General features: G+C 66.3%; 20 protein-coding genes and 1 riboswitch. Of the genes, 13 read left to right on the top strand and 7 right to left on the bottom strand.

What is annotated here, in order from left to right; translation table 11 throughout:
* The first annotated feature begins 99 nt into the window (after positions 1-99).
* Positions 100-564, top strand: coding sequence for an Hsp20 family protein (locus BMI87_RS05580; protein WP_078520191.1), 465 nt, complete (start codon positions 100-102; stop codon positions 562-564).
* 66 nt (positions 565-630) lie between these two features.
* Here BMI87_RS05580 and BMI87_RS05575 read toward each other — a convergent pair whose 3' ends face one another.
* Positions 631-1,095, bottom strand: a complete 465-nt coding sequence (locus BMI87_RS05575) for a hypothetical protein (protein ID WP_078520190.1) — start codon at positions 1,093-1,095, stop codon at positions 631-633.
* 87 nt (positions 1,096-1,182) lie between these two features.
* Positions 1,183-1,524, bottom strand: a complete 342-nt coding sequence (locus BMI87_RS05570; RefSeq protein WP_246831852.1) for a winged helix-turn-helix domain-containing protein — start codon at positions 1,522-1,524, stop codon at positions 1,183-1,185.
* Between the two features lie 152 nt (positions 1,525-1,676).
* Here BMI87_RS05570 and BMI87_RS05565 point away from each other — a divergent pair, with 152 nt between their 5' ends.
* The 3 genes from BMI87_RS05565 (at position 1,677) to BMI87_RS05555 (ending at position 4,589) form a co-directional block, all read left to right on the top strand.
* On the top strand, positions 1,677-2,867 hold the full coding sequence (locus BMI87_RS05565; protein WP_078520189.1) for an MFS transporter: 1,191 nt from the start codon (positions 1,677-1,679) through the stop codon (positions 2,865-2,867).
* A gap of 9 nt (positions 2,868-2,876) precedes the next feature.
* Entirely contained in the window at positions 2,877-3,491 is a 615-nt protein-coding gene (locus BMI87_RS05560) for a glycosyltransferase family 29 protein (RefSeq protein ID WP_078520188.1), read from the top strand.
* Between the two features lie 75 nt (positions 3,492-3,566).
* Positions 3,567-4,589, top strand: coding sequence for an aspartate-semialdehyde dehydrogenase (locus BMI87_RS05555; protein ID WP_078520187.1), 1,023 nt, complete (start codon positions 3,567-3,569; stop codon positions 4,587-4,589).
* Between the two features lie 237 nt (positions 4,590-4,826).
* On the opposite strand, the gene BMI87_RS05550 is transcribed toward BMI87_RS05555, so the two are convergent.
* The 3 genes from BMI87_RS05550 to BMI87_RS05540 all read right to left on the bottom strand — a co-directional run bounded on the left by BMI87_RS05550 (position 4,827) and on the right by BMI87_RS05540 (position 7,521).
* Positions 4,827-5,657, bottom strand: a complete 831-nt coding sequence (locus BMI87_RS05550; protein ID WP_078520186.1) for a C40 family peptidase — start codon at positions 5,655-5,657, stop codon at positions 4,827-4,829.
* Positions 5,654-7,027 carry a M17 family metallopeptidase gene (locus BMI87_RS05545; RefSeq protein ID WP_078520567.1) on the bottom strand — a complete coding sequence of 458 codons (1,374 nt, stop codon included), beginning with the start codon at positions 7,025-7,027 and terminating at the stop codon, positions 5,654-5,656. Before BMI87_RS05545 ends, BMI87_RS05550 begins: the two co-directional genes overlap by 4 nt.
* Positions 7,028-7,176: 149 nt before the next feature.
* Positions 7,177-7,521, bottom strand: a complete 345-nt coding sequence (locus BMI87_RS05540; RefSeq protein WP_078520185.1) for a hypothetical protein — start codon at positions 7,519-7,521, stop codon at positions 7,177-7,179.
* Between the two features lie 191 nt (positions 7,522-7,712).
* Between BMI87_RS05540 and BMI87_RS05535 the strand changes: the two genes are divergently transcribed.
* Positions 7,713-8,363: a carbonic anhydrase gene (locus BMI87_RS05535; protein WP_078520184.1), complete on the top strand. Its 651-nt coding sequence runs from the start codon at positions 7,713-7,715 to the stop codon at positions 8,361-8,363.
* Between the two features lie 138 nt (positions 8,364-8,501).
* The gene (locus BMI87_RS05530) at positions 8,502-9,194 is read left to right on the top strand and encodes a hypothetical protein (protein WP_078520183.1); all 693 of its coding nucleotides are present in this window, start codon (positions 8,502-8,504) and stop codon (positions 9,192-9,194) included.
* A gap of 46 nt (positions 9,195-9,240) precedes the next feature.
* Here BMI87_RS05530 and BMI87_RS05525 read toward each other — a convergent pair whose 3' ends face one another.
* Positions 9,241-10,845, bottom strand: a complete 1,605-nt coding sequence (locus BMI87_RS05525) for a DUF4139 domain-containing protein (RefSeq protein WP_078520182.1) — start codon at positions 10,843-10,845, stop codon at positions 9,241-9,243.
* Between the two features lie 174 nt (positions 10,846-11,019).
* Positions 11,020-11,126, top strand: a riboswitch (TPP riboswitch).
* Between the two features lie 36 nt (positions 11,127-11,162).
* Between BMI87_RS05525 and thiB the strand changes: the two genes are divergently transcribed.
* From thiB to BMI87_RS05510, 3 genes are read left to right on the top strand one after another with little or no spacing between them, the layout of a single operon-like run.
* Positions 11,163-12,155, top strand: a complete 993-nt coding sequence (gene thiB, locus BMI87_RS05520) for a thiamine ABC transporter substrate binding subunit (protein WP_078520181.1) — start codon at positions 11,163-11,165, stop codon at positions 12,153-12,155.
* A complete protein-coding gene (locus tag BMI87_RS05515) occupies positions 12,131-13,693 on the top strand; it encodes a thiamine/thiamine pyrophosphate ABC transporter permease ThiP (RefSeq protein ID WP_078520180.1) in 1,563 nt (520 codons plus the stop codon). The genes thiB and BMI87_RS05515 overlap by 25 nt, the downstream gene beginning before the upstream one ends.
* The gene (locus BMI87_RS05510; protein WP_078520179.1) at positions 13,677-14,372 is read left to right on the top strand and encodes an ATP-binding cassette domain-containing protein; all 696 of its coding nucleotides are present in this window, start codon (positions 13,677-13,679) and stop codon (positions 14,370-14,372) included. The genes BMI87_RS05515 and BMI87_RS05510 overlap by 17 nt, the downstream gene beginning before the upstream one ends.
* A gap of 70 nt (positions 14,373-14,442) precedes the next feature.
* Here BMI87_RS05510 and BMI87_RS05505 read toward each other — a convergent pair whose 3' ends face one another.
* Positions 14,443-15,573, bottom strand: coding sequence for an S-(hydroxymethyl)glutathione dehydrogenase/class III alcohol dehydrogenase (locus BMI87_RS05505; protein ID WP_078520178.1), 1,131 nt, complete (start codon positions 15,571-15,573; stop codon positions 14,443-14,445).
* 73 nt (positions 15,574-15,646) lie between these two features.
* On the opposite strand from BMI87_RS05505, the gene BMI87_RS05500 reads away from it, so the two are divergent.
* The 4 genes from BMI87_RS05500 (at position 15,647) to aroC (ending at position 18,176) form a co-directional block, all read left to right on the top strand.
* On the top strand, positions 15,647-16,015 hold the full coding sequence (locus BMI87_RS05500; protein WP_078520177.1) for an I78 family peptidase inhibitor: 369 nt from the start codon (positions 15,647-15,649) through the stop codon (positions 16,013-16,015).
* Between the two features lie 5 nt (positions 16,016-16,020).
* Entirely contained in the window at positions 16,021-16,323 is a 303-nt protein-coding gene (locus tag BMI87_RS05495) for an I78 family peptidase inhibitor (protein WP_078520176.1), read from the top strand.
* Between the two features lie 285 nt (positions 16,324-16,608).
* Positions 16,609-16,956 (top strand): DUF2794 domain-containing protein, encoded by a 348-nt coding sequence (locus BMI87_RS05490; protein WP_078520175.1) that lies wholly within the window; start codon positions 16,609-16,611, stop codon positions 16,954-16,956.
* A 119-nt stretch (positions 16,957-17,075) separates the two neighbouring features.
* Entirely contained in the window at positions 17,076-18,176 is a 1,101-nt protein-coding gene (aroC, locus tag BMI87_RS05485; protein ID WP_078520174.1) for a chorismate synthase, read from the top strand.
* Positions 18,177-18,186 lie beyond the last annotated feature (10 nt).

The following is an 18,186-nucleotide window of genomic DNA, read 5'->3' as shown; positions in this document are numbered from 1 at the left end:
TTTATGAGTGCCGGAATGCCTGATGAGGGTTCTGGCGCCCAACTGCCCGGCCCCGCACGGGGCGGGTTTCATAACCATCGCTCAAGAGAGGATGATGATATGCGAAATTTTGATCTTTCGCCCCTTTACCGCGCCACCGTGGGCTTCGACCGCGTGGCTGATATGATGGACCGTGCGCTGACCAGCGATCTCGCCCAGCCAACCTATCCGCCCTACAATATCGAGAAGACCGACGAGAATGCCTATCGCATCTCGATCGCCGTTGCGGGCTTCGGGTCGGACGAGCTGAGCGTCGAACTGAAAGACGGCGCGCTGATCGTGACCGGTCGCAAGGCCGAGGACGATTCCGACCGCACCTACCTGCATCGTGGCATCGCGACCCGCGCCTTCGAGCGCCGCTTCGCGCTGGCCGATCATGTGAAGGTCACCGGGGCCACCCATGAAGACGGGATGCTCCACCTCGATCTCGTCCGCGAAGTGCCCGAGGCGCTGAAGCCGCGCCGGATCGAGATTGCAGGCCCGACGAAGTCCGAGGCCAAGCAGGTCGAGACGGTCGACGCCTGAGGCATCTATGATCGTTAAAAATGACGGGCGCGGGGGGAAACTCCCGCGCTTTTTGCTGTCTGGGGCTCAGGGCGGGGTGAGATCGCTGCCGCCGCGCTGGAACACCATCACATGGTCGCCGCTGCCCGAGAAGGTGACCGCCGCGCCTTCGACCTGCGCCTTCTTCATGTCGAAGAACAGCTGCGCGAGGCCCGCATCGGCCTTGAACTCCGGCGTCTCCTGCTCGCAGGCGAACGTGGGCGAGGCTGAGGTCGGTCGGATGCCAAGCGCGGGGTAGGGGGCGAACATCACCCCGGTCACGCAGAGGCAATGCCCGCAGACGGCGAAGCGCGAATTATCTCCGATATAGAAGCGGATCGCGCGGTTGGGTGCCTTGCCGTCCACCGTGGCGAGGTCATAGGCGCGCAGGGCCTCCACCTTCGAGGCGAGCGTCTGGGCGTCCGAGGTGCCGCTCGGCATACAGGCCGCGAGCGCGACTGCGAGCCCGAGAGTCGCGACGCGCGCGGCAATCTTCTTCGAAAGATCGAACATGGTCTTGGTCCGTTACTGGCGACTGCCAGCAGGATGCGCGAGCCTTAGTTCGATGCGCATTGATCCGGCGCAAGGACCTTGGGAACCTCAGTCGGCGACCATCGCGCCGATCAGGGCGATCTCTTCGGTGCCCGCCTCGCGGGCTTTCTCCTCCAGCCGCCGATAGGCGGCGAGGACCGCTTCGCCCTCAGGCGTCAGCGACGCGCCGCCCCCTTTCGCGCCACCGCGCGAGCGATCCACCAGCGGCGACTTGAAGCCCGCATTCATCTCTTCGACCAGCGACCACGCACGTTTGTAGCTCATCTTCATCGCGCGTCCCGCCGCCGAGATCGAGCCGTGTTCGGCGATTTCTTCCAGCAGCCGCACCTTTCCGGGGCCCAGCATCGCCTTGTCGAAATAGAGGCGCATCATCAGGCGGGTCAGTTCCATTCTGGCATCCCTCGCACTCGTCACGTCATGCGCCCCTTATCCTGATCCTGTGCCGGGGCCAAGACAAGGGGGCGGGCGCGCGAATGCACAGGGTCATGTGCTCTTGCCATTGCCTGCGCCTTGGGCGAGCGTGCGCGCGAAGGAGCCCCCGCATGTATATCTCGATCGCCTCGCTTGTGGGCGCCTATCTTCTGAGCCAGTTCTACCGCACCTGTCTGGCCGTTCTGACGCCCGTTCTGGGCAAGGAAATCGGCGTGACGCCGGGCGATCTCGCCGTGTCGCTGGGGCTTTGGTACGGGGCGTTTGCGCTGATCCAGATCCCGATCGGTGAGGCGCTGGACCGGATCGGGCCGCGCCGCACCGTGGGCGTGCTGATGGCGCTCGGCGGGGGCGGGGGCGCGGCCGTCTTCGCGATGGCGCAGGGGCCGATGGGTATCCACATCGCGATGATCCTGATCGGGGCGGGCTGCGCGCCGGTGCTGGTGGGCAGCTATTTCATCTTCGCGCGCAGCTTCAAGCCGGCGCTGTTCGGCACGCTTGCGGCCTCGATGATCGGGGCGGGGAGCCTTGGCAATCTCGCGGGCGCGGCCCCGCTTGCGGCCTCTATCGAGGCTTTCGGCTGGCGTCAGACGCTTTGGGCGCTCTCGGCGCTGACGCTGCTGGTGGCGGCGCTGATCCTGTGGCTCGCGCGCGATCCCGAGCGGGTGGAGCAGCCCGCAGGCCGCCGCGGCACCGCGCTCGATGTGCTGCGCCTGCCGGGCTTCTGGGTGCTGCTGCCGCTGACGGTCGCGAATTACACCGCCGCCGCCGGGATCCGCGGCGTCTGGGCGGGCTCCTATCTGGCCGATGTCTTCGGCGCGGATGCGCAGCTGATCGGCAAGGTGACGTTGGTGATGGGCCTCGCGATGATCGCGGGCAATTTCGCCTATGGGCCGGCGGACAAGATTTTCGGCAGCCACAAGCGGGTCGCGCTTTACGGCAACGCGGTGCTGGCCGTGGCCTTGGCGGTGCTCTTCGTGCTGCCGGGGCAGTCGCTGTGGTTGGCGACTGTGCTTCTGGCGGCGATCGGCTTCTTCGGCGCGTCCTTCCCGGTGATCATGGCGCATGGCCGCACCTTCTACCCGCCGCATCTGACGGGGCGCGGCGTGACGCTGCACAACATGTTCTCGATCATGGGCGTGGCCGCGATGCAATTCGCCTCTCGGCCGGTTTTCGATGCGGTCTCGGTGGGACATACGCCCGCTGTGGCCTATGGGCTGCTGTTCGCGTTCTTCCTTGCGCCGCTGATGATCGGGCTGGTTTTCTACGTTTTCGCCCGCGACAGCGGCGATGGCATGAGCTAAACCCATCGCATGACCCGGCTTGGATTTCTGATCAATCGCACGCTGCGGCGCGAGGCCCCGCTGGCCGCGCTCTCCGTCTCGCAAAATGCGCTGCTGGGCGATCTGGCAGGCAAATCCGTCGCGCTTGTCGGCAATGCGCGCGCGCTGGCCGAGGGGCAGGCGGGAGCGGAGATCGACGCGCATGACGTGGTGATCCGGATCAACCGGGCGCCGATGCCTTCGGCTGAAAGCCATGGCACGCGCACCGACTGGCTGGCGCTTGCCACCTCGCTTCCCGAGGCCGAGCGTGTCCGCATCGCGCCGTCGCGCATCCTGTGGATGAGCCATAAGCGCAAGCGGCTCGATTGGCAGACCGCCACGAGCCCCGGTTTCTACCTGCATCCGCTGGACGACTACGAGGGGCTGAAGCTCAAGCTCGGCGCGCAACCCACGACCGGCGCGATGCTGATCGAGATGCTCCTGCGCTCGGATCTGGCGCGGCTCGACCTCTACGGCTTCGATTTCTTCGCCTCGCTTTCGCTGTCGGGGCGGCGTTCGGCCGACAAGGTGCCGCATGATTTCGCCGCGGAAGCGGAGATGGTTGGTGGGTTTCTTGCCTCCGATCCGCGTATCATTCGGAACTGACTGCGCGTCGAGCCTCTTTCATTTCCTGACGTAAAGCGGTAGGAAGCCGCGTTCTATTCGAGCAAGGAGGTCCTCATGGGCTATAAAGTCGTCGTTGCGGGCGCCACGGGGAACGTGGGCCGCGAAATGCTGAACATCCTGGCCGAGCGCCAGTTCCCGGTCGATGAACTGGTGCCGCTCGCGTCGCGCCGGAGCCTCGGCACAGAGGTCAGCTTTGGCGATCAGACCCTGAAGACTAAAGATATCGAGGGTTTCGATTTCACCGGCTACGACATCGCGCTGTTTGCGATCGGCTCGGACGCCACGAAGAAATACGCGCCCATTGCCGCCAAGCAGGGCTGCGTGGTGATCGATAACTCGTCGCTCTATCGCTACGACCCGGACGTGCCGCTGGTCGTGCCGGAGGTGAACCCGGAAGCCGTCGACGGTTACGCGAAGAAAAACATCATCGCGAACCCGAACTGCTCGACCGCGCAGATGGTCGTGGCGCTCAAGCCGCTGCATGACCGCGCCAAGATCAAGCGCGTCGTGGTCTCGACCTACCAGTCGGTGTCGGGTTCGGGCAAAGCCGCGATCGACGAGCTTTGGGACCAGACCAAGGGCATGTATGTCCCCGGTCAGGAAGTGGAGCCGAAGGTCTACCCCAAGCAGATCGCGTTCAACGTGATCCCGCATATCGACGTGTTCCTTGACGACGGTTCCACCAAGGAAGAGTGGAAGATGGTCGCCGAGACGAAGAAGATCGTCGATCCGAAGATCAAGCTGACCGCGACCTGCGTGCGCGTTCCGGTCTTCGTGGGCCATGCCGAAGCGATCAATATCGAGTTCGAGGACTTCCTCGACGAAGACGAAGCGCGCGACATCCTGCGTGAGGCGCCCGGCATCATGGTCGTCGATAAGCGCGAAGATGGCGGCTACATCACCCCGGTCGAATGCGTCGGCGATTTCGCCACCTTCATCTCGCGCATCCGTCAGGACTCGACCATCGAGAACGGTCTGAACCTCTGGTGCGTGTCGGACAACCTGCGCAAGGGCGCAGCCCTGAACGCGGTGCAGATCGCCGAGACGCTGGGCAACCGCGTGCTCAAGAAGGGCTGAGGGTTCGGCCTTTTTGGAATTGGGAAACGCCCGGTCGGAAGATCGGGCGTTTTTCTTTTGGCGGTGTTTTCTGAGACGAGGGTTTGCCCGGGCGTCCAGCCCGGGCCGCGCCCGACCCTCCCCCCGGGAGGGCGCATTGGCGATGTCATCGCGCGCATAACCGTCACTCGGGCTTGCGAGATAAAGCGCCTGGCCACAGGCGGATCGAAGCGCCCACCCAAGGCTCGGGCGCGTCCCTTACCGCGTGACCCGCTTCACCCCCAGATACGGCCCTTCGCCCGCCGCCGCGATCCGCGCCTTGGCGGCCTCGATGCCCTCATAGGCCACGCTCATCGTATGACCGTTGGCATGGATCATCGTCTCGCGATCGCAGGCCAGCGCCACATGGCCTTTCCAGAACAACAGATCGCCACGCTTCAGGGGCGCGCCCTCCGGCACCACCTCTCCCATCTCCGCCCATTGTAGATCGCTGTCGCCCGGCACGGACATCCCGCATAGCGCGAAACCGATCTGCACCAGACCCGAGCAGTCGATCCCCCCGCGGCTGTTGCCACCCCACAGATAGGGCGTGCCCAGCAGCCGCTCGGCCACCGCGACCGGATCGTCCTCGGGCCGATCGAGCGCGCGCAGATGCTGGCGCGGCACGAATCCCTCGGCGGTCACGGCGAACATGCCGTCTTCGCGGGTCACGGAGAGCCGTGCGCCCATCGAGAGCTGCATGACTTCGCCACGTTTGATTGCCGCCTCGCGATAGACATGCGTCGCAGGCGCGGTGACGACATGGGTGGAAGGTTCGGGCGTGCCGAAGGTATCGGCGGCGACCCAGCCGCAATATCCGTCCCACGCGGCCTGCACGAAGGCGAAGCCGTCGCGCTGGTCGATCACCGTCACCTCGGCGCCAAACAGAAGCTGCCGGTCGCGCAAGCTGCCCGGCTCGGGGCCGAGATCGGTCACGGGCGCGACGATCCGCGCGGGCATCCCGTGGGTGAAGCCTTCCGCCTCGACCTGCCCGCGCAGGGTCTCCAGCGCGATCTCGCCTGAATAGGGCAGGCGGCGAGGGTCGGTCATTTCAGCACCTCGGGCAGGGCCGCGAGGATCGCCCGCGCGCCTTGCCCGACCCCGCCTTTCGGGCGGGCGGGGGCCGCGGCGGGTTGCCAGCCGTAGATATCGAAATGGGCGAAACGCTTTGTCTCGGTCACGAAGCGGCGCAGGAACAGCGCGGCGGTGATCGAGCCCGCCATGCCGCCCGAGGGGGCGTTGTCGAGATCGGCGATGCCGGGCTCGATCTTCGCCTCGTAGGGCGCCCAGAACGGCATCCGCCAGAGCGGATCGGCCACCGCGCCCGAGGCCGTCGCCAAGGCCTGCGCGACGCCCTCGTCATCGGTGTAGAACGGATGAATGTCCGGCCCCAGAGCGACCCGGGCGGCCCCCGTCAGCGTCGCCATGCAGATCAACAGGTCGGGCGGCGTCTCATCGGCATAGGCCAGCGCGTCGGCCAGCACCAGCCGTCCCTCTGCATCGGTATTGTTGATCTCGACGGTCAGCCCTTTGCGGCTGGTCAGGATGTCGCCGGGGCGGAAACTGTCGCCGCCGACCGAGTTCTCCACCGCCGGGACCAGCACCCGCAGGCGCAGCTTCGCGCCGGTCGCCATGATCATATGCGCAAGCCCCAACACGGTGGCTGAGCCGCCCATATCCTTCTTCATCAGCCCCATCGAAGCGCCGGGCTTGAGGTTCAGCCCGCCGGTGTCGAAGCACACACCCTTGCCGACCAGCGTCAGCGCCGGTCCTTCGCTGCCCCAGCTCAGCTCGATAAGCCGCGGCGTGCGCGGGGAGGCGCGGCCCACCGCGTGGATCATGGGGAAGTTCTGCGCCAGAAGATCGTCGCCCTTGATCACCTTGGCCTCTGCGCCATGACGCTCGGCGAGCAGTCGAGCTGCGCCCTCCAGTTCGTCCGGCCCCATATCGGAGGCGGGGGTGTTGATCAGGTCACGGGTGAAAGCCTCGCCCTCGGCCACGGCTTCGATCTGCGCGGCATCCAAGCCCTCCGGGCAGACCAGCCGCGCTTTCGGCGGCGTGGCTTCGGCATAGCGGCCGAACCGATAGCCCGCGAGCAACCAGCCGAGCGCCGTTTCCGCTTTCAACGTTTCCGACAGGTCGCCCTCGATCCGCCATGCGCCTTCGGGCAGGGCCGAGGCCGCCCGCGTGAGCGAGAACCGCTCGCGCGACCGGGTAGCAGAGGTCCCGAGGCCCAGAAGGGCCGCCTCCGCACCATCCGGCCCAGGCAGAAGCGCGACCTGACCTGCGCTCGCCTTGAAGCCCGTCGCTTCGGCGAAGGCGCGCTGCGCGGGAGGCAGATCGGCCAGAGCCTGCTCCAATCCTTCGGGCGCAACGGCGATCAGCGCGCGCGCGGGCGCGTCCGCCTCGGCGAAGCGCATCGCGGGGCGCGGGGCGAGAAAGGAAAACTCGGCGGGCACGTTTGCGGTCTTGTCTGCGCTCATGGGGGCGGCTCCTTGGCTCTGGTGGTTGCTTTCGTCCCAGAGCCTAGCGTTGCCGCGCCTGCCCGCAAGGGCCGATCGATCACGCCTCAGGAAGACAGGTTGCCGATATCCCAAACCTCGGTGAGCGAGCGTTCCGCGATCCGGCCCAGCCGCGCCATCACCGCCGCCTGCGCCACTGCATCGCCGCCCGAGAGGCAGTCCAGAAGGTCGCGCGCCGTGCTGACCATCGACACCAGCCCGACTTGTTCGGCAAGCTCCATCACCTCGGCGATCGCGCGGCGCAGCTTGCCGCATTGGCCGGATTTCGTGGCCTCTTCCAACGCGCTGAGATGGAAGGCGAGATCCTCGACCGTGGCGCAGATCACCCGCTCCGCCCCGTCCTGTCCCAGCTCCGCATAGAGCACCACCAGCCGCGCCGTATCCAACGACATCTTTTCCTTGCAGCGCAAGCGAGACACCTGTGTCACCCCGACACCCCTTTTGATTTCACCATCACCCGGGCGGTAACGTGATCGAGAGGTCTCAAGATTTCGTTGAGCGATACGGAAAATCTTCTCGAAACCGGGCGCGCAACGCGCTATTTGACGCAGCGATAAGACGCCAGACACCAGACGAGGGATCGATGAGAGAGCATGTGAAACCGCTGCCCAGCTACCTTGTGAGCCGTTATCAAGGATGGCACGCCACCACTTATAACGAGAACCGCGCCTGGTATCGCCGTCTCGCCTCCGAAGGGCAGCGCCCGCGTTCGATGATCATCGCCTGCTGTGACAGCCGCGTGCATGTGACCTCGATGTTCGGCGCCGATCAGGGCGAGTTCTTCATTCACCGCAATATCGCGAACCTCGTGCCGGAATTCACGCCCGATGGCGATCACCACGGCACCTCGGCTGCGGTCGAATATGCGGTGACCAGCCTGAAGGTCGCGCATTTGATCGTGCTCGGCCACTCCAATTGCGGCGGTGTCGCGGGGTGCCATGCGATGTGCTCGGGCCATGCGCCGGAGCTGGAGGAGAAAAGCTCCTTCGTCGGCACCTGGCTGAACCTGCTGCGTCCGGGCTACGAGCGCGTGAGCGAGCTGCCCGAGGATCAGCAGGTGCTGGCGCTCGAGCGTGAGGCGGTGAAAGTCAGCCTCGAGAACCTGATGACCTTCCCCTTCGTGCGCGAAGCGCTCGATGCCGACCGGATGACGCTGCACGGGCTGCGCCACGACATCGGCGAAGGCGTGCTTGAACAGTATGACGCCGACTCGGATCGGTTCGAGACGTTCTGAGGCTTTGCCATTCCCGTTGGCCCCCGCGCGGGGCCGACGGCTCCGCTGCGGCGGAAATCCGACTGGTGTTCACGGGCTGTTAAGCTTGATGCGCGAGGCTGGGGGGACCCCGCCAATGCGAACGAGCTTCGACCCGCCATGTCACAATCTGCATCCCGCTCCCATTCTCAGCATCGCCTTGTCTCCCTACGCCTGCCGCTCGATCTGATCGACCGCATCGCGGCGGAAGCGCGCGCGTTCGGTCTGCCCCCGGCAGAGCTGATCCGGCGCGTGTTGCAGGAAGGTCTGGCGGAGGAGGTGGCGCCCGAAGCGCCTGCTGCGAAAGCGCCGCTGCCGGAAATGCATGCGGTGCAAGAGGCGCTGGATCAGGCGCGCGACTGGTTCGATCTGCAACATCGACTGCGGGGGGAGGGCTTCGTTCTTCGGCTTGCAGGCGGCGGGGCCTTGGGGCTGCACGCATGGCCCACGAACCGCTTCCTGATGCTGCTCGACGAGATCGGGCCAAGCCTGACGGAGTTGGTGCTACGCTTCGGCGCGCCGTTTCCGGGCGATGATGGCGGGCGCACCAAGATCGTCGGTGCGACGGCAGGGCAGGGCGCGTCGGCACGGGCGGTCGCCGCCGAATATGCGGCAGCGCAGGCCGCGCAGGCAGTGGGACCGCAAGCCGCGCCGGACGAGAAGACGCCCGAGGCGACCGAGAAGAGCGGCGGTGCAGAGGCACAGCCCCCCGAGGCGGCGAAGGCCGATGCTCCCGCGCGCGGGTTTCTGCGCCTGTCGCCAGCGCTGCTCGCGAAACTGCGCGCTGCGGCCGATCCGCGAAACGCGGCCTGATCACGCGGGCCATGGCCGCGCGTAGGCCTGTTCGCGCAAGCTTGCCTTAGCGCAGCACCTGATCGGTGGGCCAGCTGAGCGTGGTCTCGGTGCGGATCGTCTTGGTCTCGCCTGCGCCCAGATCGAAGCGCCATGCGAGCACGCCACGGCGGTGGTCGTAGTCGGTCTCGCTTGCAGGCGGGGTCGCCTTGGTCGTGATCTTCAGGTCTTCCTGTTCGGAATAGGGCACCCGGTCGATCACCCGCATCGGCCAGCCTTTGTCGGTGAGGTTCTTCACCTCGATCTCGACCACCTCGCGGCGCTCATTGGATTTCGAGATGAAGCCGCTATCGCCCTCCATCGTGTCGGGCATGCGGCGGTCCACGCGGATGCCTTCGATCGGCCCGAAGCCAAGCGTCAGATCGTCACCCGCCGCGACCATCGGCAGATGCGACTGGCCAACCAGCGCGCCATCGGCATAGAGGTTCGCGGGGCCGGGCAACAGGATCTCGCCGGTGTCGTTCTTGCCCTCGGCTACGCGATAGGCCTGCGGATCGGTCAGCGGCGCGGCCTCGGCGAAGACCTCCATCGGCAGGGTCTTGGAATCGAGGCTCAGGCGCAGATCGTCCACCCCGTCGCGCAGGTCCACGGCGCTCGGGTAATGATAGGTCACCGTCTCGCCCTGCATCTGCAGATCGGCGCGGTCGCTGATCGCGGCCTCCATCATCGGGGCGGGGGCGGCGCCATCGGATGCGGCGAGGGAACGCTTCATCGGCACCGGCGTGGGCGGCGCGTCGGGATCACCGATCCGGGCAAGCCGCGGATAGACTTCGCCCGGCTCCGCCCGCCCGCCGGGACGTGCCGTCGAGAGGGTCAGATCGACGCCGCGCCAATCTTCGCCCGTTGCCTGATGGACCGAGACGAAGCGCTCCATGTCCACCGCGCTCTTGTCGCGGTCGAGCCGCAAATCATAGGAGGGCTGCCAGCCCGCGTTCTGGACGTAGGAGGTGATCGTCAGCGTGCCCGAACCCTGAACCTTGGCGCTCAGCACGTCACGATCCTGCGCCGGGTTCAGCAGCGCATCGAGCGCCGCTTGGGCCTGCTTCACAGCTTCCTTCGCGGGGTCGAGCGCCGCTTCGGCGCGGCGCGCCTCGGCTTCGGCGGCAATTGCGCGTTCGGTGGCGGAGAGGATCTGGTCCTCCACCATCTGCGCCAGCGCGCGGAGCTGTTCGGGTGCGGTTACCTGTGAGTCGGTGTTCTTGAGATAGGTGATCTGGTCGCGCGCGGCCTGCGCCTTCGCGCGGATCACGGCCACGGCGTCTTCCTGTTCCGCAAGCGCCTCTTGCGCCGAGGCCAACCGATCGCGCGCAGATTTCACTGCGGCGCTGTCCTGCCCGCTGATCGCAGGCGCGCGCCCGGAGATCAGACTCGCCGCGCCGATCTGCACACCGTCGCCCGACACGCGCAGCGTCGAGATGTCGGTGCCTTCGGGAAAGCCCGGCACCAGCAGGTCATGGCTGCCCTCGGGGGTGTCCAGCGTGACCTGCCGCACCACCTGCGCGCCGCGTGGGAATAGCGTCACGGCGGTGATCTTGCCCGGTGCCTCGATCGTGTCGGCCAAGGCGGGCAGGGCGGTCGCGGCCAGCAGGGCCGCGGTGAGGGTAATGCGCATCGGTTCCTCCCAAATCCGTTCCAGATCGAGCCTGCGTCGCGCCGCGCGCAGTTGCAAGCCATTGAAATCCGGCGCGGCTCGCCACTGGCGGGAACTCGCCAGAGGGTCCGGGACGCGGGGCAGGGACGCTGTGCCTGCTTGCCCTTGCGTCCGCAGCCGCGCGCGCTTACGTTGCGCCCTACCTCGGGGTGCCAGCGCAAGGCTGGCTGAGATGCGATCCGCGCGAACCCGTTGAACCTGAACCGGTTAAGACCGGCGGAGGGAAGGTAGCCGGATCTCCCGGCCCCACTCCGCCCGGCAAGCCCAAGGAGTGAGGCATGAAAACCCACCTGATGCTTGCGGGAGCCCTGAGCCTGATCGCCACGATGGCGGCGGCCGAGGACAAGCCCGTACTCACCGTCTATGCGCCCGATTATTTCACGAGCGAATGGGGCCCCGGCCCCGCGATCGAGAAAGGGTTCGAGGCGACTTGCGATTGCGATCTGAAATTCGTGGCGGGCGATGTGCTGCCGCGCATCCTGCTCGAAGGCGACAAGACGCAGGCCGATATCGCGATCGGCCTGAACACCGACGTGACCGCGAAGGCGCGCGCCACGGGTCTGTTCGCCCCGCATAACGAGGACACCTCCGATCTGACCATGCCGGTCAAATGGGACGATCCGATCTTCCTGCCCTTCGACTGGTCGGAGCTGGCCTTCGTCTATGACAAGACCAAGCTGAAAAACCCGCCCGCGAGCTTCCAGGACCTGCTGAATGCGCCCGACGATGCCTACAAGATCGTCATCGAGGATCCGCGCAGTTCGGTCGCGGGTCTGTCGCTGCTGCTCTGGGTGAAAGACATCTACGGCGACAAGGCCGAAGAGGCCTGGACGAAGATCGCGCCGAAGGTGCTGACGGTGACGCCGGGCTGGTCCGAGGCCTACGGGATGTTCACCGATGGCGAGGCGGATATGGTGCTCAGCTACGTCACCTCGCCCGCCTATCACATCATGGCCGAGGAGGATGACAGCAAGGTCGCCGCGATCTTCCCCGAGGGGCATTACTTCACTCCCGAACTGGTCGCGCAGCTCAAGACCTCGAAGCATCCCGAGCTGGCGCAGAAATTCCTCGATTACGTGCTCAGCCCCGATTTTCAGGGCATGATCGCGACGGCGAACTGGTCCTTCCCGGCGAAACTGCCGCATGACCAATTGCCGGAGGTGTTCCAGAGCCTGCCGATGCCCGACAAGACGCTCTATCTTGGTGAGACCGAGGCCGAGAAACTGCGCGGTCCGGCGCTGGACGAATGGCAACGCGCCTTCTCCAAATAAAACGCGCGCCCCTCTGGGCGGTGCTGGCGGGTGCGGCTTTGGCCGCGCTCGTCCTTGGCACGTTGGCGGCGGTGACGATCCGCGCGGGCGGGCTGACCGGCTTGCGCGAGACCGACCTCGCCGCGATCCGCTTCACGCTCTGGCAGGCGGCGGCCTCGGCACTGATCTCCTGCGTGCTGGCGATCCCGGTCGCGCGGGCGCTACATCGCCGTCGCTTTGCGGGGCGCGGGCTGCTGATCTCGCTCCTCGGGGCGCCGTTCATCCTGCCGGTGATCGTCGCGGTCTTCGGGCTGATCGCGGTGTTCGGGCGGCGCGGGCTGGTCAATGCGGCACTGGCGCCCTTCGGCATCGATCCGATCTCGATATATGGGGCGCAGGGCGTGATCATCGCCCATGTCTTCTTCAACCTGCCGCTGGCCACGCGGATGATCCTGCACGGCTGGGAGGCGATCCCGGCCGAGCGGTTCCGCCTTGCGGCCACGCTGGGCTTCGGCCCGGCCGAGGTCACCCGCCACCTCGAACGCCCGATGCTGCGCAGCGTTCTGCCCGGCGCGTTCCTCGCGATCTTCCTCGTTTGCCTGACCTCCTTTGCAGTGGCGCTTACCTTGGGCGGCGGGCCGCGCGCGACCACGGTGGAGCTGGCGATCTATCAGGCCTTCCGCTTCGATTTTGACATGGGACGCGCGGCGAGCCTTGCGCTGGTGCAGGTCGCGATCTCGGTCGCAGCTCTGCTGATCGCCGCGCGCGCGACCCTGCCGTCGAGCTTCGGCGCGGGGCATGACCGCCGCGCCACACCGATTCCGCAGTTGTCCGGCGGGGCGGATCGCGTGGCCTTCGATACGCTCGCGATCCTTCTGGCAGCCGTCTTCCTGCTGCTCCCCATCGGGGCGGTCTTTGCCCGTGGGCTGCCTGCACTGGTTGAGTTGCCCGAGATGGTCTGGCCCGCCACGCTGACCTCGCTGGTGATCGCGCTGGCCTCGACCGTGATCACTCTTGCCATCGCCCTGCCGCTCGCGCTGGTGGCCACGCGGCAACGCTGGGCGGAGATCGCGGCGATGTTGCCGATGACCGCGTCGAGCCTCGTGATGGGGACCGGCGCTTTCCTGATCGCGCGGCCTTTCGTGAACCCCACGGACCTCGCCCTGCCGATGGTGCTGCTGACCAATGCCGCGCTGTCGGTGCCTTTTGCGACCCGCATCCTGATGCCCGAGATCCGCACGCTTCAGGCTGATTACGACCGGCTCGCCGCCTCGCTCGGGCTGCGCGGCTTCGCCCGGCTGCGCCTGCTGACGGTTCCGCGCCTTGCCCGGCCACTGGGCTTTTCGGCGGGGCTGGCCGCGGCCTTCTCGATGGGCGATCTGGGCGTCATCACGCTGTTCTCGGATGGCCAGACCCGCACCCTGCCGCTGGCGCTTTTCCAGCTCATGGGCTCTTATCGCATGGATCAGGCAGCGGGCGCTGCGAGCCTGCTCCTGATCCTCACCTTCGCGCTTTTCTGGGCGCTCGACCGCGCGGGGCATTATGCTGACCCTCGATAGACTGACCCTCACACAGGGCGATTTCCGCCTCGATGCCGACCTCACGATCCAGACCGGTGCGCGCGTCGCGCTGATCGGCCCGTCCGGCGCGGGGAAATCGACGCTGCTTGCGGCCATCGCGGGGTTCTTGTCGCCCGCAAGTGGCCGCATCCTCTGGCAGGGCGAGGACATTACCGCGACGCCGCCGGGGGAGCGTCCGCTCTCGATCCTGTTTCAGGATCAGAACCTGTTTCCGCATCTGCGGCTCGAGACCAATCTCGCGCTTGGCCTGAACCCGAAAGGCAAGATCGACGCCACCGACCGCGCCCGGATCGAGACCGCGCTGGCGCGTGTGGGCCTTGAGGGGATGGAGAGGCGCAAACCCGGCGCGCTGTCGGGCGGGCAGCAAAGTCGTGCGGGGCTCGCGCGGACGCTGCTCCGAGGCCGGCCGATCCTGCTGCTCGACGAGCCCTTCGCGGCGCTGGGGCCCGCGCTGAAATCCGAGATGCTGGCGCTGGTGGCCGAGATCGCCCGCGAACAGGGCACGACGGTGCTGATGGTCAGCCACGATCCCGAGGATGCGCGTGCTCTTTGCCCGCAGACGGTTCTGGTGGCCGAGGGCCACGCCCATGCGCCGCAAGAGACCGGACCGCTTCTCGACGATCCGCCGCCTGCGCTGCGGGATTATCTGGGGAGTTAGGGGCGCTGCCCCTCTTCGCCTTGGTTCAAATATCCCGGGGGGTCCGGGGGCAGCGCCCCCGGCCTTGGGGTCAGTAAATCACGACCGAGCGGATCGACTCGCCCGCATGCATCAGGTCGAAGGCCTTGTTGATGTCTTCGAGCGGCATCGTGTGGGTGATCATCGAGTCGATCTCGATCTTGTCGTTCATGTACCACTCGACGAATTTCGGCACATCGGTCCGACCCTTGGCGCCGCCGAATGCGGTGCCTTTCCAGGTCCGGCCCGTGACGAGCTGGAACGGGCGGGTGGAAATTTCCGCACCGGCGGGTGCGACGCCGATGATGACCGAGACGCCCCAGCCACGATGCGAACATTCGAGCGCGTCACGCATGACCTTCACATTGCCGGTCGCGTCGAACGAGTAATCCACGCCGCCGATCTGGTCGCGCTCGGTCTTGGTGAGGTTGACGATTTCCTGCGTGACCGAGTGATCCAGCTTCGAGGGGTTCACGAAATGGGTCATGCCGAACTTGCGCGCCATTTCCTCTTTCGAGTCGTTCAGGTCCACGCCGATGATCATGTCGGCACCCGCCATGCGCAGGCCCTGGATCACGTTCAGACCGATGCCGCCGAGGCCGAAGACCGCCGCAGTCGAGCCGATCTCGACGCCAGCGGTGTTGATCACCGCGCCGATGCCGGTGGTGACGCCGCAGCCGATATAGCAGATCTTCTCGAACGGCGCGTCGTCGCGGACCTTGGCGAGCGCGATCTCGGGCATCACCGTGTGGTTCGCGAAGGTCGAGCAGCCCATGTAGTGATAGATCGGTGTGCCATCGAGCATTTTGAAGCGCGTGGTCCCGTCGGGCATCAGGCCCTGACCTTGGGTGTTGCGGATCGCGGTGCAGAGGTTCGTCTTGCCCGAGAGGCAGGACGGGCACTCGCGGCATTCCGGCGTGTAGAGCGGGATCACGTGATCGCCCGGCTTCAGCGTGGTGACGCCTTCGCCGACTTCCAGCACGACGCCCGCGCCTTCATGGCCGAGGATGGTCGGGAAGATGCCCTCGGGGTCAGCGCCCGAGCGGGTGAATTCGTCGGTGTGGCAGATGCCGGTGGCCTTGATCTCGACGAGAACTTCGCCCGCTTTCGGGCCTTCCAGCTCCACTTCCATGATTTCGAGCGGTTTTCCCGCCTCGAGCGCGACTGCGGCACGGGTTCTCATGGGCGCATACTCCTTGTATAAATTCCGCAATAGCCTGCGTTATCGGCGCGGCCAATGCAATGAAGGGTGCGACATGTTGAAACGATTTTTCGTCATGGGTTCGATGCTGGCGCTTGCGGCCTGCGATCCCGCGGGGCCGATGAGCGAGACCCCCACGGATGGCGCCTCTCCCGCGCCTCAGGCCGAAGCGCCCACGCCCTATGTCACCCCGCCTGTCACCCTCACCAAAGGCGGCCTGCAGGAGCGTGAGCCGGACACTTGCGGCGCGGTGAATTACACCTCGGTCCTGGGTCAACCGGCGGCGCAGATCCAGACGCTGGGGATCACCAAACCCTATCGCATCGTGGAATGGCGCGGCGTCGAGGATCAGGTCTACAACCCGCAGCGCGTCGTGTTCCGGCTCGACTCGCGCGGGAATGTCTACAACATCGATTGCGGGTGAGCCTGATGGAACGGAGCAGGGCGCGGATCGGTCTGATCGTCACATTGGGGGTCGCAGCTTTCGGGGTCGCGGCCTGCCAGCCGCGCGGTGGACCACCGGGGCCGGGTGCGCCTCGGGCCGGCACCTGTCCGCCGCCCGGGCTCGCGGCGCTGGAAGGGCGGCCTGAATCGGTGCTGGCGGAGCTTCCCCTCGCACGGCCCCATCGCATCATTCATCCGGGCGATGCGGTGACGATGGATTACGCCCCGGATCGCGTGAATTTCGAGATCGACGAGAACGGCACGATTGCGGCGGTGCGCTGCTACTAGGGCAGAGAGTGCGACGGATCGGGAAAAGGAAAAGCCCCGTGTCTGACCAGGACACGAGGCTTTTCTGCAGGAGGGAAAAGCGCCCGACGATACGAACTGGGTGGGGGCTGTTGACCGCACCGTCGGGCTTTAGCGTTTTCCGCTGATTTGAAGGTGGCGTGGAAACCCGGCAGGAAGGCGCAGGAAATCGGGCATTTTCGCGGTCTTATTCCGGCGCGGCAAAGGCGCATGCAACCTTAGCGCGGGTGGGCTTGATTTGCGCCACGCGCGATGTACCCTTTGTAAATGACGGTTCAAACGCCTTCCCCCTATCCGAACCCTTCCGGCGTGCCGGAGCAGATCGCGTTCGATCGCTCCGAGCTTGGCGTGATCCTGTCGCTTTACGGGCGCGCGGTCGCGGCCGGGGAGTGGCGCGATTACGGGATGAGTTTTCTGCGCGATGTCGCGGTCTTCTCGATCTTTCGCCGCGCCGCCGAAGTGCCGATCTACCGGATCGAGAAACGGCCCGCGCTGCGCTCGAAACAGGGGCAATATGCGGTGATCGGGCAGCAGGGGCAGGTGCTACGGCGCGGCCACGATCTGCGCCAGGTGCTGCGCGTGCTCGAGCGCAAGCTGATCCGCGCGGTAGAGTGAGCGCGTCCCGCGCGTAACCAAGGTCTTTCCAAGCTGCCGCGCGCAATGCCATGCGCGTTGCCTCGCAGCCCCTGACTTGCTAAGCCAGCGCCGAAGGAAACCTGCGAGGCGCGCGTCCCATGTCGTTCAACACTTTCGGTCACCAGTTCCGCGTCACTACCTGGGGCGAAAGCCACGGGCCTGCGCTTGGCGCGACGGTGGATGGCTGCCCGCCCGGCATCGAGATCGACGAGGCGTTCATCCAGCAATTCCTCGACCGTCGCCGTCCGGGCCAGTCGAAGGAGACGACCCAGCGCAAGGAGCCCGACGCGGTGCGCATCCTGTCGGGTGTGTTCGAGGGCAAGACGACCGGTACGACGATTCAGCTGATGATCGAGAATACCGATCAGCGCTCGAAGGATTACGGCGAGATCGCGCGGCAGTTCCGCCCCGGTCATGCCGATATCACCTATCACCAGAAATACGGTGTCCGTGACTATCGCGGCGGCGGGCGGTCGAGCGCGCGCGAGACGGCGGCGCGGGTGGCCGCAGGGGGCGTTGCGCAGGCCGCGCTGCGCCAGTTGATCCCCGATCTGCAGATCTATGGCTACATGGTGCAGATGGGCGCGAAACATCTGGACCGCGCGAAATTCGACCGCGATGCGATCCTTCAAAACCCGTTCTTCCTGCCCGACGGCGAGGCTGCGGATGAATGGGCCGATTACCTCGCCGCGATCCGCAAGGGGCAGAATTCGGTGGGGGCCGCGATCGAGGTGGTGGCCGAGGGCTGCCCGGCAGGTCTGGGCGCGCCGATCTACGCCAAGATGGATACCGAGCTGGCCGCCGCGATGATGTCGATCAACGCGGTGAAAGGCGTCGAGATCGGCGAGGGCATGGCCTCGGCAGCCCTGACCGGCGTGGAGAATGCCGACGAGATGGTGATGGGCCCCGAGGGCGTCGAATATCTGTCGAACCACGCAGGCGGCATCCTTGGCGGGATCACCACCGGCCAGCCGATCACGGTGCGCTTTGCGGTGAAGCCGACCTCGTCGATCCTGACGCCGCGCCGCTCGGTCAATGTCGCGGGCGAAGAGGTGGAGGTGATCACCAAGGGCCGTCATGACCCTTGTGTCGGCATCCGCGCGGTGCCGGTGGCCGAGGCGATGATGGCCTGTGTGATCCTCGATCAGTTCCTGATGGACCGGGCGCAGACCGGCGGTGTCCGCGGCACGATCGGCTGAGGGGGCGCTG

Origin of the sequence: Thioclava sp. F28-4, from assembly GCF_002020045.1 — a bacterium.
Lineage (GTDB): Bacteria > Pseudomonadota > Alphaproteobacteria > Rhodobacterales > Rhodobacteraceae > Thioclava > Thioclava sediminum.
This window is presented reverse-complemented; position numbering and strand designations above follow the sequence as displayed.